This is a genomic window from Arthrobacter sp. 135MFCol5.1 (assembly GCF_000374865.1).
Lineage (GTDB): Bacteria > Actinomycetota > Actinomycetes > Actinomycetales > Micrococcaceae > Arthrobacter.
Window position 1 is genome coordinate 92,147 of record NZ_KB895455.1, and the last position, 15,521, is coordinate 107,667.

The following is a 15,521-nucleotide window of genomic DNA, read 5'->3' on the forward strand; positions in this document are numbered from 1 at the left end:
TGTGGGGCACTTGTTTTCCGATCCGGGCTAATGTCCGGGCTACCAAAAGGGGCAGGCATGTCATTAAGCAAGGGAACGCACGTGGAGTGGAACACTTCACAGGGCAAGACCCACGGCAAGATCGTGGAAAAGAAAACCAGCGATTTCGAACTCGACGGCAACACGCACCGCGCCAGCGAGGATGAGCCGCAGTATGTGGTGGAATCGGCCAAGACCGGCGCCCGCGCGGCGCACAAGGCATCCGCCCTGACCGAAAAGAAGTAGGCCCGTGGCTGCCCGCCACGAGGTTGTCATTATCGGTGGCGGCAACGCCGGCATCTCGCTGGCGGCCAGGTTGCAGCGCTACGGCGTCCAGGATGTGGTGGTGGTCGAACCCAAGGACCACCACCTCTACCAGCCGCTGTTCTCGCACATCGCAGGCGGCCGGGCGCAGGCCCGGGAAGCCGTCCGGACCCAGGAGTCGGTGACACCGGCGGGCGTCACTTGGATCCGGGATGCGGCGGTGGACGTGGACGCCAACGCGAACACGGTCACCCTGGCGTCCGGAGCCTCCGTTGGCTACGGGCAGCTGGTGGTGTGCCCTGGGCTGCAGTATGACTGGGACGCCGTTCCAGGCCTTGCCGACGCCGTGCACTCGCCACACGGCGCCTCCCATTACGAGTTCGACCTTGCCCCCAAGGCCTGGACCCTGCTCAGCGGCCTGGCCTCCGGCACCGCCGTGTTCACCATGCCCGCCGGGCCCGTCAAGTGCGCCGGAGCCAGCCAGAAGCCCATGTACCTTGCCTGCGACTACTGGCGGGAGCAAGGCGTCCTGGACAAGATCCGGGTGGTGATGGTCCAGCCGTACCCCACCGTCTTCGGGGTACCGGAGGTGGACCGGGAGTTGGACCGAAAGATCGCCGAGTACGGGATCGAGCTGCGGACCAACAGCGAACTGGTTGCGGTCAACCCCGGCGAGCGCAGGGCAACCATCCGCAACCACGCCGCAAACATCACCGAGGAGCTTACGTACGACGTCCTCAATGCCGTCCCGCCGCAGTCCGCCCCGGACTGGCTCAAGGCCACGGACCTGCCGGCCTCCGGTGGCTCCGGCGGCTTTGTGGAAGTGGACCGCCAGACGCTGCGGCACCTGCGGCATGACAATGTGTGGTCTTTGGGCGACGCTGCGGGGACCACCAACTCAAAGTCCGGCGGCGCATTGCGAAAGCAGGCCACGGTCCTGGCGAAGAACCTGGTGGCCGCCCGCAAGGGAAAGCCGCTGCGCGCAAAGTATGACGGGTACTCGGTGTGCCCGTTCACGGTATCGCGGGACACCGTGGTGTTCGCCGAATTCGACGACCAGTACCGGGTCAAGCCCAGCATCCCGCACGTTCCCACCTGGAATGAGAGCAGGCTGTCCTGGGTGGTGGACCGGGACCTCTTCCCGAAGATCTACTGGAACCTGATCCTCAAGGGCCGGGCGTAGGGTTCCTTTCCCGGCTCCATTCGGCGGCCAGGACGGCGTAGACCAGTTCGGTGGCCCACTGGCCTTTGTAGAACCACTTGTCCACATGCCGCGCCTCCAGCCGCATCCCCAGCCGCTGGCAGAGCGCCGCGGAGGCGGTGTTGAGCTCATCGAGCCGGGCCTCGATCCGGCGCAGGCCGAGGTCCCCGAAGCCGAGGTCCAGGACCGCTGCTGCGGCCTCGGTGGCGTATCCCTTGCCGCGCGCCTGCGGTGCCGTGGACCAGCCGATTTCCGCCTGCCCGCGGCCCGGGAGCCACTTCAGTACCACTTCGCCCAGGAGGCCCGGCTCATCTTTGGCCTCGATGGCCAGCGACAGCCAGTCGCCCTCCTTCTCGTACACGAAGTTGGCGTACTTGCCCACGTACTCCATGGATTTGGTGTAGCTTTTGGCCGGTCCCGGCAGGAAACGGGCAGTCTCGGCGAGTGAATGGTAGGCGTGGAAGGCGTCCAGGTCGCGGCCTTCGAAGCGCCGCAGGACCAGCCGGTCGGTGCGGATGGGCAGCAGGATCTCCGGCATGCCGGCTACCTGTTTGAACCGACGACGGCGGCCGTCGCCTCGGCGATCGCGCGTTCCTCATCCGTGGGAACCACCAGGACGGGGATCGCGGAGGACGGTGCGGATATCACGCGCGGCTCCCTTGACCGTTTGGCGTTCAGGCCGGCGTCGAGCTCGATGCCCAGGGCGCCCAGCCGGTCCGCAACGAGCGCCCGGAACTGGGAGGAGTTCTCGCCAATCCCGGCGGTGAATACCAGCGCCTTGGCACCGCCGACGGCCACGTGGTACCCACCGATGTACTTGGCCAGCCGGTAGGATGCCACCGCCAGCGCCATGGCGGCTTTGGCGTCCCCGGATTCGGCGGCCTCCACCACGGTGCGCATGTCATTGTTCCCGGCCAGGCCCTTCAGCCCCGATTCCCGGTTCAGCATGGAGTCGATGTCCTCCGGCGTCCACCCGGCGCGGCCCAGGAACACCAGGATGGAGGGGTCAAGGTCGCCCGAGCGGGTGCCCATCACCAGGCCTTCGAGCGGGGTGAAGCCCATGGAGGTATCCACGGACTGTCCACCCCGGATGGCGGTGACCGACGCGCCGTTGCCCAGGTGGGCGATGACGCCGTCGAACTCCTCCGGGGGAAGGTCCAGCAGCGCGGCCGACCGGCGGGCAACGTACTCGTGCGAGGTGCCGTGGAAGCCGTACCTGCGGATCCCGTGGTTGGTGTAGAGCTCGTCGGGCACGGCGTAGCGCCATGCGTGTTCGGGCAGGGTCCGGTGGAAGGCGGTGTCGAACACGGCCACCTGCGGCATGTCCGGCCATTTCCTGGTGATGGCACGGATGCCCAGGACGTTGGCGGGGTTGTGCAGCGGCGCCAGCGGGTTGAGGCGTTCGATGGCACGGGTGATCTCGTTATCGATCAGCACGGGTTCGGCGAACCGCTCGCCGCCGTGCACCACCCGGTGGCCCACCGCGCCCAGTTCCAGGCCACCCAGTTCCTGGTGGATGGCGGCATCCACCAGCTCCAGGGCCTCCGCGTGGTCCCGCGGGCCCTCGATCTCGCCGTCGCCTCCGCCGCCGTTGCCCATCCCGATCTTCTCGATCAGCCCCTCGGTGAGGACAGTCCCGGCGGCGACGTCGCGGACCTGGTACTTCAGCGACGACGAGCCGGAGTTGATGACGAGCACGAGCATGCGGGGCCTCCTCAGCCTGGCGTCAGCAGTTCAAACCCCACTATAGGTGGCGCCGCTAACGGTCAGTCAGCAGCAGCGTGTTCCCGTCCGGGTCCTGGGCCGTGAAGAAGAGGCAGACATCCGGCGAGCCCGTAATGGACCCCACCGGGACGCCCTGCTCCGCCAGCTCCGCGCGCTTGGCGTCCAGGTCATCGACTGTGAAGTTGCACGTCGCCCACGACAGCCCCGGAGAAACCTGGATGCCGCTGTCCGGGCCCATCAGCGTTACGGATGCGGTTCCGCTGCCGGCAAGGAGCGCCGAGAATCGGTTCGCGTCCGCGACGGTGAGTCCCAGCATGCGGCTGTACCAGTGGGCCGCCACCTGAGGGTCGCGGACGGGGATGAAGGCGGTGGTGATGGCTGTACCGGGCATGCCAGTGATGGTAACCGATGAGTGCACTCTTTCCTTGCGCATGCACCCCGGGTGTGCCTATGGTCGGCGGACAAGGCTGGACCACGGCGAGAGGACATTTCCATGACGAGCGAGCCCACTTCGATCGACGAAAACGACCCCACCAACACGGGATCCAGCAGCACCGCCCCGCTCAATGCGGGCTCCGGCTCCGGGAAGAAAGACCCCACCGTGGTGGAGGGGGCCAACCCCGCCCTGGACGATACGGGCAACCTCAAGGCCGCCGAAACCGGCGAGGCCCCGCAGGCACCGGAGCACCCGGAGGACCTTGACCTGACCCCGCAGGGCCTCTCCGACGAGCCTGCCAAGGAGGAAGATCCGGAGAGCATAGCCAAGCCGGACAACAGCTAGGCTCCCCCATTTCAAAGGACGACGACGGCACTTGCGAAAGTGCCGTCGTCGTCCTTTATCCGTAAAAGACTAGGCGCGGGCGCCCTGTCCCTGCCCCGCCAGGTACTCGAAGAGCCGGCGGAGGCCGAAGGTCCATTCCGGCAGTTCCTCGCATGGACCCACTGTGTTGACCAGGGCGCCCAGGTGGCGGCTGCGGATGGTGACCACATCGCCGTGCTTGTGGGTGAAGCCCTGTCCCGGCTCGTCCCGGTCCTGGGTGGGCGCAAAAAGGGTCCCCGTGAACAGCGCGAAGCCGTCCGGATACTGGTGGTGCTTGCCGTGGGTGGCGGCCACGAGTTCCTCGAAGGGCCTGCTGATGCGGGCAACGCTGTTCCGGCCCTCCAGCAGGTACCCGTCCGGACCGTCCACGCGCAGCAGGATCTCCTCATCGCGCAGCGTCTCCAGGGTGAAGGTCCCGTCGAACAACCTGATGAACGGCCCCAGCGCGCTGGATGCGTTGTTGTCCTTGGCCTTGCCCAGCAGCAGGGCGCTCCTGCCTTCCACATCCCGCAGATTGACGTCGTTGCCCAGCGTGGCACCCACCACCCGCCCGCCGGCGGTGGCAATGAGCACCAGCTCCGGTTCCGGGTTGTTCCAGGACGAGAAGGCCGGGATGCCGATTCCATCGCCGAGGCCGACCGATGACAGGACGGGCGCCTTGGTGAAGACCTCGGGGTCCGGACCGATCCCCACCTCCAGGTACTGCGACCACAGCCCTTCGGCGACCAGGACCCGCTTGGCTTCAGCGGCTTCCGCCGAGCCGGGCCGGAGGTCTGCCAGGCTTCCGCCCAGCGCACGGCCCACCAACTCCCGCACCTCCGCAGCCCGCCCGGCGTCGCCCGCGCAGCGCTCCTCGATGACGCGCTCGATCATGCTGTCCACGAACGTCACGCCGCAGGCCTTGATGACCTGGAGGTCGATGGGCGCCAGCAGCCGGGTGCGGGTGTGGTCACCCTGCAGGGAGGCGTTGACGACGTCGGCCACCGCCCACCGCGGTTCGGCGAGGGTGGGATCCAGCAGGGCAGAGCGGACGGCAGCGGCGGGGTCCGGCAGTTCCATCAGCGCGGCAACGGTGGGGGCCAGGCGGTTCAGGTCGAAGACGGTGTTCCCGCTGACGGCCACCACGCGCGGACCCGCCGTTTCCCCATCCCAGACCCGGCCGATGAGCAGCGCCGCGTCGGCGTCCTCGGGAAGGACGGAACGTGCTGCCCCGGACAGCGGGCTCACTGCTGCTCCTCCTTCCCGGCTCCGCCGACGCAGGTGCGTCCGGCCGGATGCTGCCATACGCCGTCGACCCTTTGCGGGACCCGCCAGGGGTTGCTGTCCTGCAGGGGTTCGGGCAGCCGGGACGCAGGGAACGACTGGTAAGCCACCGGGCGGAGGAAGCGGCGGATGGCGGCCGTGCCCACGGACGTGGTGTTTGAGGTGGTGGCCGGGTACGGGCCGCCGTGGTGCTGGGCGTAGCTGACCGTGACGCCCGTGGGCCACCCGTTCCACAGGACGCGCCCGCTGATGTCTGCAAGCCGGGCAGCGAGTTCGGACACGTCGTCGTCCTCCTGGGCCTGGAGGGTGGTGGTCAGCTGCCCTTGCAGCAGGTCCGCCAGCCCGGGCAGTTCGGCCTGGTCCCGGTACTCCACCACCAGGCTGGCGGGGCCGAACATCTCCTGCCGGAGCAGGTGCGGGTCCTTCCGGACTTCCTCCGCAGTGGTGTGCAGGACCGTGGGGGCCGGTTCCTCCGCAAAGTCGCCTGGCACCAGGAAATCCACGCCGGCACTGTCCCGGAGGGTGGCCACGGCGTCCGCGTAACCGGCGTGCAGGCGGTCGCTCAGGAGCCGGGACGGAGCGAAACCGGCCAGGGCCTCCCCCAGCTGGGCGCGGATCCCCGCTGCATCCCCCGCGGGGACGAACAGCAGCCCCGGCTTGGTGCAGAACTGTCCCATGCCCAGGGTGAAGGAACCGGCGTACCCCGTGAGGATCTCCGCGCGCCGGGCCGCCCATGCGTTGGGTGCCACGAAGACGGCGTTGATGCCACCCAGTTCGCCGAAGAACGGGATGGGCTCGGGACGGGCGGCAATCCTGTCGAGCAGGGCACGGCCGCCCGCGGTGGAGCCGGTGAAGCCGATGGCCTTGACCAGGGGGTGGTCCACCAGCCCTTCGCCCGCCTGCCGGCCGGTCACCAGGGAGAACAGGCCCGACGGCGCCCCGGCGGTATCCAGGGCTTCGGCCACTACGCGGGCGGTGCGGGCGGCGAGTTCGCGGTGTGCGTCGTGTGCCTTGTGCACCACGGAGCAACCGGCGGCCAGGGCCGAGGCACTGTCCCCTCCCATCACGCTGAACGCGAAAGGGAAGTTGGACGCGCCGAAGACGCCCACGACGCCGAGGGGCACGTTGTACCGCCGGAGGTCCGGCCGCGGACCCATGCCCCAGGCCGGGTCCTCGTGGTCGATGGTGGCGTCAAAGTGCTCGCCCTGGCGGATTTCCGCCGCGAACAGCCGCAGCTGGAAGACGGTCCGCTTCAGTTCCCCCTCCAGCCGGGCGGTACCAAGGTGGGTTTCCCGGACGGCCGTTTCCACCAGTCCGCCGGCGTCCTGCTCCAGGCCGGCGGCAATCGCTTCGAGCCAGCCGGCACGGGTAGCCGGGTCCACGCGGCGGCCCTGGTCAAAGGCAGCTGCTGCGGCTTCCACTGCCGCGGCCAGGGCACCAGGCGTGGTGGGCCCGGCGCTATGGTCCGCGGCGAGGCCGACGGCGGCACTTGCTCCGGCGGTCACCGGCCGGCTCCGGCAGGGGCCGGGGCTGCGCCGGTCACGGCGGCGCGGTTGCCCACTTCCTGCCACCCGGCACCGTTGGGGAATTCCCAGCGGGCGCGGGAGGCGCTGAACATCTCGGCGCCGGTGCCCGGGAGTTCGGGCGCGGCGTAGCGGCCGTTGATGATCCGGACGGGTTCGGCGAAGTGCTCGTGCAGGTGGTCCACGAATTCGATCATGCGGTTTTCCTGGCTCCGGCCCACCACTGCAAAGTCGAAGAAGGAGAAGTGCTGGACCAGTTCGCACAAGCCCACGCCGCCGGCGTGCGGGCAGACGGGCACCCCGAATTTGGCGGCCAGCAGCAGGATGGCGATGTTCTCGTTGACGCCGGCCACCCGGGTGGAGTCGAGCTGAAGCACGTCGATGGCACCGGCCTGGAGCAGCTGCTTGAACACGATGCGGCTTGCCACGGCTTCACCGGTGGCCACCCGGACCGGCGCCACTCCCCTGCGGATTTCTGCGTGGCCCAGGATGTCGTCCGTGCTGGTGGGTTCCTCGATCCAGTACGGGTTGAATTCCGCGAGCTGGTTGACCCATTCAACCGCCTCGGACACCTCCCACCGCTGGTTGGCGTCAATGGCGATGGGCAACGCGCCCACGGCGTCGCGGGCCAGGGCCATCCGCCGGCGGTCGTCGTCGATGTCCCCGCCCACTTTGAGCTTGATCATGGAGAAGCCGTCGGCTGCGGCCTCCTTGCTCAGCCGGACCAGCTTCTCGTCGCTGTATCCCAGCCAGCCCGGGGAGGTGGTGTAGGCGGGGAAGCCGCCGGCCTTGAGTTCGGCGATGCGCTGGTCCCTGCCTTCCTGGCCGGCGCGGAGGATCTCGAGGGCTTCTTCGGGGCTGAGGGCGTCGCGGATGTGGGTGAAGTCCACCACGCTGACCAGTTCTTCGGGTGTCATTTCGGCGAGGAGGAGCCAGAGCGGCTTGTTTTCCCGGCGGGCACGGATGTCCCACAGAGCGCTGACCAGGGCGCCGCAGGCCATCTGGGTGACGCCCTTCTCGGGTCCGAGCCAGCGCAGCTGGGAGTCATGGACCAGGAGCCTGGAGGCCGCGCCGAGGTCGCCGATGAGCTCATCGATGTCGCGGCCCACCAGCAGGCGGGCATAGGCGTCAATAGCGGACGTCAGGATGTCATTGCCGCGGCCGCAGCTGAAGATGAAGCCGTGGCCCTCGTCGCCCGCGTCGGTGCGGATGACCACGTAGGCGGCGGAGTAATCGGGGTCTACGTTGACCGCGTCTGAACCGTCAAGCTCAAGGGACGTCGGAAAGCGGACGTCCTGGGTGTTGATGGACGTGATGGAAGGCATGGATCTCAACTTTCGGAGCGGAACTGGCGGAGGGAAAGATTCGATTCCTATATGAATTTCTAAAATCATATAGGAAGTGCGATTCAGGTCAACCCCCCATCAGCGGCAGGCCCGGCCCGGGAACCCAAAAGCCCGGCCCTTGCGGACCGGGACTTTTCGCCGGATTCCTAGGATGTGATGATGTGCCTGCGCGGCGGGCCGCCGTCCTCCAGCGGTGGCAGCTCACCCTCGAAGGCCTGGGCGAAGCGGTCAAAAGAGTTGCGGATGTGGGTGGTCATGGCCGCCTCAGCCCGCTCCGGATCGCAGGCCTCGATGGCTTCCCGCACGGCCGTATGCTCAGCCACGGTAATGGCGCCGTCCACGTCCGCCGGGTACAGCCGGAAGGTGTGCAGGTGGCAGTGGGTCTGCGCAAAGGCATGCCGGACCACGGGGTTCCCGGAGGCGGCAAGGATGGTGTCGTGGAAGCGGGTGTCATGGGCCACCAGGTCCTGCCGCAGGTCGCCGGTCCGCTTCATGATGGCACGAAAACTGCTCAGCTCCCTTTCCAGCGAGCCGGCCGGATTGGCAAGGCGGTCCACGGCCGCGGCCCGGGCCGCCCACGGTTCCACAAGGAGCCGGAATTCAAACAGCGAGCGCAGCTCCGGCAGGTCAAGCAACGGGGTGGTGCTGTAGCCGCGGCCGGGGTTGTAGACCACCAGGTTGTCGCCTTCAAGCCGCTGCAGCACCTCACGGACCGGCGTCTGGGACACGCCCAGGCCGCGGGCTACGGCATCGATGTTGATCCGGGTGCCGGGAGCAATCTCCCCTTCCAGGATGGAGGCACGCATCGCCGAATACACATCGGGCACGGCTGCCTTGCCGCGGGAAGTTTCGGACGATTGACGTGGGGGCACGCGGTTACCTCTTGCACTGGATTGCTGGTACTGAACGGCGGGAAGCCGCTTGGGGGAATCATAAGCCACGGGGCGCCGCAGCCTTCATCGAAGCATTTTTTCGGCGGGGACTTGATCCGGGTCACACTTTCTATATGATTAACCCGATTCCTATATGATTTTGGCGCAGATGCCTTCCGCGCCTCCCCTCCCGCCGTGCGCACCGCACCCGAAGCCATGTATATGTCGAAGGAGACCGCATGACTACGCTCGGAAGTAAAACCTCCATCACCACTTCATCCCGGCAACCCCGCCTCATGACCCGCAAACGTTGGGTGATCATCTGGCTTGCCTTCATTGGCTTGAGCATCAACTACCTTGACCGCTCCAGCCTCAGCGTCGCCCTCCCGTTCATGGGCAAGGATTTTGAACTCAGTGCCACCCAGCAGGGCCTGATCTTTGCAGCGTTCTTCTGGGCTTATGACTTCTTCCAGCTCGCCGCCGGCTGGTACGTGGACAAGGTGGGCCCGCGCCGCTCGTTCTCGCTGGCCGCCGTGTGGTGGTCCGTCTTCACCATGGTCACCGCCGCAGCGTCCAGCTTCTGGTCCCTCTTCGCCGCCCGTTTCCTCCTCGGCGTGGGTGAGAGCCCGGCGCCCAGCACTGCAGCCAAGGTGGTGGCCACCTGGTTCCCGGTCCGCGAACGCGCCTTCGCCACCAGCATCTGGGACTCCGGTTCGCGGGTGGGAGCCGTGATCGCGCTGCCGATCGTCACCCTGATCGTCGCCTTCACGTCCTGGCACGCGGTGTTCATCATCATCGGCGTCCTTGGAATCATCTGGGCCGCCGTGTGGTGGAAGTACTACCGCAGCCCGGAGGAGCACGCCGGCGCCAATGCCGCCGAAGTCAGCTACATCCAGGAGGGCGGTGCCCGCGGAGCGGCCAGCGACGACGAAAACGCGGCCAAGCTCCCCTGGCGTTCGCTCTTCAAGTACCGCACCATCCTCAGCATGATGTTCGGCTTCTTCTGCCTGAACAGTGCCATCTATTTCTTCATCACGTTCTTCCCCAGCTACCTGGTTAAAGAACGCGGCTTCGACCTCCTCAAGCTCGGCTTCTTCGGCGCCATCCCCGGCATCTGCGCCGTCCTGTTCGGCTGGCTGGGCGGCTACCTGGCTGACCGTGCCGTGCGGGCAGGATCTCCCGTCAGCAAGGTCCGCAAGACGGCCATCGCCGGTGGCCTGGCCGGTGGCTCCGTCATCATGTTTGCCGCATTGGTCCCGGAGGCCTGGATGGCCCTGGCCCTGCTGTCCATCGCCTACTCCAGCCTCACGGTGGCCGCCACCGGCATCTGGTCGCTGCCGGCTGATGTCGCACCGAGTTCACGCCACGTCGGTTCCATCGGCGGGCTGCAGAATTTCGCGTCCAACCTGGCCGGCATCTTCACGCCCATCCTGATCGGCGTCTTGGTGGACCAGACCGGATCCTTCGTGGCGCCGCTGGCCGTGATCGGCGCAATTTCCCTCATCGGGGCCGCCAACTACCTGTTTGTCATCGGCAAGATCCAGCCGCTGCAGGTCAAGGCAGCCGCCTAGGATTTCCCCGCCCCAAGCAAAAGGACGACGACGGCACCTGCGAAAGTGCCGTCGTCGTCCTTTGTGCGTGGCGCCCTAGGACACCGGTGCCTCTGCAGGGACCTGCGCCCGCTCCGGCCCGGCATCGCGGGCCTGCGCCTGGATGGCAGTAATGGCCACCGTGTTCACGATGTCCTCCACCGTGCAGCCGCGGGAGAGGTCGTTCACCGGTTTCCGCAGCCCCTGCAGGACCGGCCCCACGGCGACGGCGCCGGAGCTTTGCTGCACCGCCTTGTACGTGTTGTTGCCGGTGTTCAGGTCCGGGAAGATGAACACCGTCGCCTGGCCGGCCACGGAGGAACCGGGCATCTTGGACGCGGCAATGGAGGCGTCGACGGCGGCGTCGTACTGGATGGGCCCCTCCACGGCGAGGTCGGGCCGGCGGGCACGCACCAGTTCGGTGGCCTGCCGCACCTCGTCCACCGCCTCCCCGGACCCCGAGCCGCCGGTCGAGTACGAGAGCATGGCCACCCGCGGCTCCACCCCGAACTGGGCGGCGGTCTCGGCCGAGGCCAGGGCAATGTCCGCAAGCTGTTCGACGTTCGGATCCGGGTTCACGGCGCAGTCCCCGTACACCAGCACCCGGTCCGGCATCAGCATCAGGAACACCGAGGACACGATCTTCACGCCCTCGCGGGTCTTCACGAACTCCAGCGCGGGCCGGATGGTGTGCGCGGTGGTGTGCGCGGCGCCGGACACCATGCCGTCCACCACTCCCAGCTGGACCATCATGGTGCCGAAGTAGCTGACGTCCTGCATGATCTCCAGGGCCTTGGCCAGGTCCACGCCCTTGTGGGCCCTCAGCTCGGCATACTTCTCCGCAAACTTCTGCCGCAGCTCCGAGGTGGCGGGATCGATGACGGTGATTCCTGACAGGTCGATGCCGTTGGCTGCGGCCAGCTCGCGGACGTCCGATTCGGGCCCCAGGAGGGTGAGGTCGCAGACGTCCCGCCGGTGCAGGATCTCGGCTGCGCGGAGGATCCGGACATCGGTGCCCTCGGGCAGGACCACATGGCGGCGCTGGGCCCGGGCGCGTTCGATCAGGTCATGCAGGAACCGCAACGGGGTCATGCGTTCGGCCCGCGGAAGGTGCAGCCGCTCCACCAGTTCGGCTTCGTCCACCCGGCGGGACCAGAGGCCAAGCGCCGACGCTACCTTGCGGCGGTGCCCGGACCAGATCTCGCTGCGGACCTCGGAGACCCGGCGCGCCGTCTGGTAGGTGTCCTCGTCCGCCGCGAACACTGGAAACGGCGCTTGCGCCAGGAGCGGATAGATGTTGGCATCCGGCGCCAGGCCGCCGGTGAGGATCAGCGCGGACGCCACGGGGAACTCCGGCGAGAAGGAGGATGCCAGGCAGGCCACCATTACGTCCGCCCGGTCACCAGGCACGATGACCAGGGCCCCCTCGTCCAGGACGTTCAGGAAGTTGCCCACGTTCATGGCGGCAACCTTGATGTCCTTGACGTCGCGCTCCATATCCGGCGTTCCCGCGATCTGCCGGACACGCAGGGCCGTCGCCACCTCGCCCGTTGTGGGCCGGGCGATCTCTTCGAGTTCGGGCAGGATATACACGGGCCGGCCGGACGCGCCCGGCTTCAAGGCCGCGGCAATGGCATCCAGGTCAGCGGCGTCCGCCCTGTTGACCATGATGGCCAGCAGCGAGCAGCGCTCGGCGGCAAGTTCCTTGCGGGCAACTTCCACGGCGGCGGCAGTTTCGGCAACCGTCCGCCCCTTCGCGCCCACCACGGCCACCACGGGCGTGGCGAGGTTGTTGGCCAGGCGGGCATTCAGGTCGAATTCGACGGCGGAGTCCTGGCCCACCAGGTCCGTCCCCTCCACGATCACCACATCGCAGTGCCGGGCAATGTCGGCGTAGATCTCCACGCACAGGGCGTCGATCTCCGCGCGGTTGCCTGCCGCGAGGAGTTCGCGGACCTCCGCATAGGTCAGGCCGCCGCGGCACAGGTCATCGTCCAGGGCAAACCGGGCCTTCATCAACGCCACCATGGGGTCGTCCGCGGCGGAGGGGCCGTGGACCACGGGCTTGAAGAAGCCGATCCTGTCCGCGTGCCGGTGCAGGGTGTCCGCCAGGCCCAAGGCCACCAGGGACTTGCCCGACCCAGGGGTGGTTGCGCTGACGTAGATGCCTTTGGCCATGGTCCGCCCTTTGCTGTGCTTGCTCGTGCCGGTCCTCCCATCCTTGCACTACACGCGGCCCGGGGGCACACGTGCGCGCGGCCCACCCTTGACACCGGCCCCCCTCATGGGATTACCTAATGAACATTCGGTAAATAAAGCTGGAGGCAATGACGCATGGCTGAAGCAACACTTTCCGGGGCCACCCACCCCATCCTGGAAAACGACTACGCCTCCGAATGGATGGGCATCGAGGTCCTCGCCCTCAGCGACGGCCACGCCACCATCCGGATGACCCTCCGGCAGGAAATGCTCAACGGCTTCGGCATGGCCCACGGCGGAATGATCTTCGCCTTCGGCGACACCGCCTTCGCCCTCGCGTGCAACCCCATCCAGCCTGCACCGGGCGAGGAAAACACCATCACGGTCGCGTCCGGCGTCGACATCAATTTCCTCAAGCCGGCATTCCGCGGCCAGGTGCTCACCGCCGTCGCGGACCGCCGCTCCAGCGCGGGGCGCAGCGGCCTGTACGACATCCAGATCTTCGCCGCCGACGCCGCCGCGGCCTCCGAAACCCACCCCAGCTCCCCGGGCGAGCTCATCGCCGAGTTCCGTGGACGCAGCCGCACCATCCCCAAGAAGTAGGAAAACCATGACCCTGCATGCCCCCGAAACCCCCGCCGCTGCCGGCATCGACCCAGGCCTGGACCGCGAAGAGACCATCTCCCGCGACGAACTCGAAGCCCTCCAGCTCAGCCGCCTGCAGCACACGGTGGCCTACGCCTACGACCGGGTCCCGCTGTACAAGCGCAAGTTCGACGACGCCGGCATCCACCCCAGCGACCTGCGCGAACTTGAGGACCTGGGCAACTTTCCCTTCACCACCAAGGACGACCTCCGCGCCGAGTACCCCTTCGGCATGTTCGCCGTGCCGCAAAGCGAAGTAGCCCGGATTCACGCCAGCTCGGGCACCACCGGCCGGCCCACCGTCGTCGGCTACACCAAGCAGGACCTGGCTGATTGGGCCAAGCTGGTGGCCCGCAGCTTCCGTGCCTCCGGCATCCGCCCCGGCATGAAAGTCCACAACGCCTACGGCTACGGCCTGTTCACCGGCGGCCTGGGCGCCCACGCGGGCGCCGAAGCCCTGGGCTGCACCGTCATCCCCATGTCCGGCGGCCAGACCGAACGCCAGATCCAGCTGATCCAGGACTTCAAGCCGGACGCCATCCTGGCCACCCCCACCTACCTGCTGACCATCGCCGACGCGATGGCGCACATGGGCATCGACCCCGCCTCCACCTCGCTGAAGTTTGCAGTCCTGGGCGCCGAGCCGTGGACCCAGGAGATGCGGCACGAGCTCGAAGTGATGATGGACATCAAGGCCTGCGACATCTACGGCCTGTCCGAGGTCATGGGTCCGGGCGTCGCCGGCGAGGCGGTGGAAACCCAGGACGGCAGCCACATCTGGGAGGACCACTTCCGTCCCGAGATCATCGATGCCTTCAACCCGGTGGCCGGCAAGGAGAACGTCCTGCGCGACGGCGAACACGGCGAGCTGGTCTTCACCTCGCTCACCAAGGAAGCGCTGCCGATCATCCGGTACCGCACCAAGGACCTCACCCGCCTGCTCCCGGGAACTGCCCGCCCCGCACACCGCCGGATGGGACGCATCACCGGCCGAAGCGACGACATGATCATCCTGCGCGGCGTGAACCTCTTCCCCTCCCAAATCGAGGAAATCGCCCTCCGCATCCCCGAACTCAGCCCGCACTTCCAGCTCGAGCTCACCCGGCCCGAGGGCCAGCGGATGGACCAGCTGACCGTCCGGATCGAACGCCGGGACACCGTCACCGTTGAACAGAGCACGACGGCGGCCCGCACCTTGAAGGAGCAGATCAAGATCCACGTGGGGTCCTCGTGCACCGTGGACGTAGTGGAACCGGGCTCGCTGGAGCGGTCCAACGGAAAGCTGCGCCGCATCTACGACCTCCGCCCGAAGGCTTAATGGTTCCGGTGGCGCTGCGCCGTCCCCGGACCTACCGACCGTTCGTGAGAAACTAGCCACTATGCCCAGCGCCAGCAGAACTGCCAGCACCGCCGATACCCCAGCCGCCCACGGAACAGCCGCCAACGGCACCAAGCGGGGCCGCCCCGGCTATGACCAGCAGTCTGTGCTGCGCATCGCCGTCGACGTCTTCAACCGGCACGGCTATGACGCAACCTCGATGGGCATCCTGGCCGAGAACCTGGGCATTTCCAAGTCCGCCATCTACCACCACGTGCCGTCCAAGGGCGACCTGCTCAAGCTCGCGCTGGACCACGCCCTGGGCGGGCTTGAAGCCATCCTGGAGCAGCCGGAGGCCACTTCCGGGGCGGCCGATGCCCGGCTCGAGTTCGTGCTGCGGCAAACGGTGGCCGTGCTCGTGGAGCGCCTGCCGTTCGTCACCCTGCTGCTGCGCCTGCGCGGAAACACCGAGATCGAACGGGACGCCCTGGAACGGCGCCGGACCTTCGACCACAAGGTGGCCGGCCTGATTTCGGCTGCCCGCGACGAAGGATCGCTGCGCGCAGACATTGATCCCCGGACCGTCTCGCGCCTGCTTTTCGGCATGATCAACTCCATCGTGGAGTGGTACAAGCCGGGCGGTTCGCTGTCGCCGGAGAAGCTCGCCGACGACGTCATCACCGTTGCGTTCGACGGCCTGCACAGCAAAGGATAGGAGCCTGGTCCAGCACGCATCAC

Annotated in this window: 15 protein-coding genes; 7 read left to right on the forward strand and 8 right to left on the reverse strand. The window is 67.5% G+C overall.

Going from position 1 to position 15,521, the window contains the following annotated elements; all coding sequences use genetic code 11:
- Nucleotides 1-57: 57 nt before the first annotated feature.
- Both C563_RS0109010 and C563_RS0109015 read left to right on the forward strand, forming a co-directional pair.
- Complete coding sequence (locus C563_RS0109010) at nt 58-264, forward strand: DUF2945 domain-containing protein (protein WP_026264575.1); 207 nt, start codon at nt 58-60, stop codon at nt 262-264.
- A gap of 4 nt (nt 265-268) precedes the next feature.
- Entirely contained in the window at nt 269-1,465 is a 1,197-nt protein-coding gene (locus tag C563_RS0109015) for an NAD(P)/FAD-dependent oxidoreductase (RefSeq protein WP_018761718.1), read from the forward strand.
- On the opposite strand, the gene C563_RS0109020 is transcribed toward C563_RS0109015, so the two are convergent.
- From C563_RS0109020 to C563_RS0109030, 3 genes are read right to left on the reverse strand one after another with little or no spacing between them, the layout of a single operon-like run.
- A complete protein-coding gene (locus C563_RS0109020) occupies nt 1,449-2,021 on the reverse strand; it encodes a GNAT family N-acetyltransferase (RefSeq protein ID WP_018761719.1) in 573 nt (190 codons plus the stop codon). The two genes, C563_RS0109015 and C563_RS0109020, sit on opposite strands and share 17 nt — an antisense overlap.
- 5 nt (nt 2,022-2,026) lie before the next feature.
- Nucleotides 2,027-3,187, reverse strand: coding sequence for an acetate kinase (locus C563_RS0109025; protein WP_018761720.1), 1,161 nt, complete (start codon nt 3,185-3,187; stop codon nt 2,027-2,029).
- Nucleotides 3,188-3,242: 55 nt separating this feature from the next.
- Nucleotides 3,243-3,599, reverse strand: a complete 357-nt coding sequence (locus C563_RS0109030) for a VOC family protein (RefSeq protein WP_018761721.1) — start codon at nt 3,597-3,599, stop codon at nt 3,243-3,245.
- Between the two features lie 102 nt (nt 3,600-3,701).
- Here C563_RS0109030 and C563_RS0109035 point away from each other — a divergent pair, with 102 nt between their 5' ends.
- Complete coding sequence (locus C563_RS0109035) at nt 3,702-3,989, forward strand: hypothetical protein (RefSeq protein WP_018761722.1); 288 nt, start codon at nt 3,702-3,704, stop codon at nt 3,987-3,989.
- A 69-nt stretch (nt 3,990-4,058) separates the two neighbouring features.
- Here C563_RS0109035 and C563_RS0109040 read toward each other — a convergent pair whose 3' ends face one another.
- From C563_RS0109040 to C563_RS0109055, 4 genes are all read right to left on the reverse strand, one after another.
- Nucleotides 4,059-5,255, reverse strand: a complete 1,197-nt coding sequence (locus C563_RS0109040) for a fumarylacetoacetate hydrolase family protein (RefSeq protein ID WP_018761723.1) — start codon at nt 5,253-5,255, stop codon at nt 4,059-4,061.
- Complete coding sequence (locus C563_RS0109045) at nt 5,252-6,796, reverse strand: aldehyde dehydrogenase (NADP(+)) (protein ID WP_018761724.1); 1,545 nt, start codon at nt 6,794-6,796, stop codon at nt 5,252-5,254. The genes C563_RS0109040 and C563_RS0109045 overlap by 4 nt, the downstream gene beginning before the upstream one ends.
- Nucleotides 6,793-8,139 (reverse strand): enolase C-terminal domain-like protein, encoded by a 1,347-nt coding sequence (locus C563_RS0109050; protein ID WP_018761725.1) that lies wholly within the window; start codon nt 8,137-8,139, stop codon nt 6,793-6,795. Before C563_RS0109050 ends, C563_RS0109045 begins: the two co-directional genes overlap by 4 nt.
- Before the next feature lie 167 nt (nt 8,140-8,306).
- The gene (locus C563_RS0109055; RefSeq protein WP_043423951.1) at nt 8,307-9,032 is read right to left on the reverse strand and encodes a GntR family transcriptional regulator; all 726 of its coding nucleotides are present in this window, start codon (nt 9,030-9,032) and stop codon (nt 8,307-8,309) included.
- Nucleotides 9,033-9,271: 239 nt separating this feature from the next.
- On the opposite strand from C563_RS0109055, the gene C563_RS0109060 reads away from it, so the two are divergent.
- The gene (locus tag C563_RS0109060; RefSeq protein ID WP_018761727.1) at nt 9,272-10,603 is read left to right on the forward strand and encodes an MFS transporter; all 1,332 of its coding nucleotides are present in this window, start codon (nt 9,272-9,274) and stop codon (nt 10,601-10,603) included.
- A 75-nt stretch (nt 10,604-10,678) separates the two neighbouring features.
- On the opposite strand, the gene pta is transcribed toward C563_RS0109060, so the two are convergent.
- The gene (gene pta, locus C563_RS0109065) at nt 10,679-12,799 is read right to left on the reverse strand and encodes a phosphate acetyltransferase (RefSeq protein WP_018761728.1); all 2,121 of its coding nucleotides are present in this window, start codon (nt 12,797-12,799) and stop codon (nt 10,679-10,681) included.
- A gap of 156 nt (nt 12,800-12,955) precedes the next feature.
- Here pta and C563_RS0109070 point away from each other — a divergent pair, with 156 nt between their 5' ends.
- The 3 genes from C563_RS0109070 (at nt 12,956) to C563_RS0109080 (ending at nt 15,498) form a co-directional block, all read left to right on the forward strand.
- Nucleotides 12,956-13,423: a hotdog fold thioesterase gene (locus C563_RS0109070; protein ID WP_018761729.1), complete on the forward strand. Its 468-nt coding sequence runs from the start codon at nt 12,956-12,958 to the stop codon at nt 13,421-13,423.
- Nucleotides 13,424-13,430: 7 nt separating this feature from the next.
- Complete coding sequence (gene paaK, locus C563_RS0109075) at nt 13,431-14,783, forward strand: phenylacetate--CoA ligase PaaK (protein WP_018761730.1); 1,353 nt, start codon at nt 13,431-13,433, stop codon at nt 14,781-14,783.
- 61 nt (nt 14,784-14,844) lie between these two features.
- Nucleotides 14,845-15,498 (forward strand): TetR/AcrR family transcriptional regulator, encoded by a 654-nt coding sequence (locus C563_RS0109080; RefSeq protein ID WP_018761731.1) that lies wholly within the window; start codon nt 14,845-14,847, stop codon nt 15,496-15,498.
- Nucleotides 15,499-15,521 lie beyond the last annotated feature (23 nt).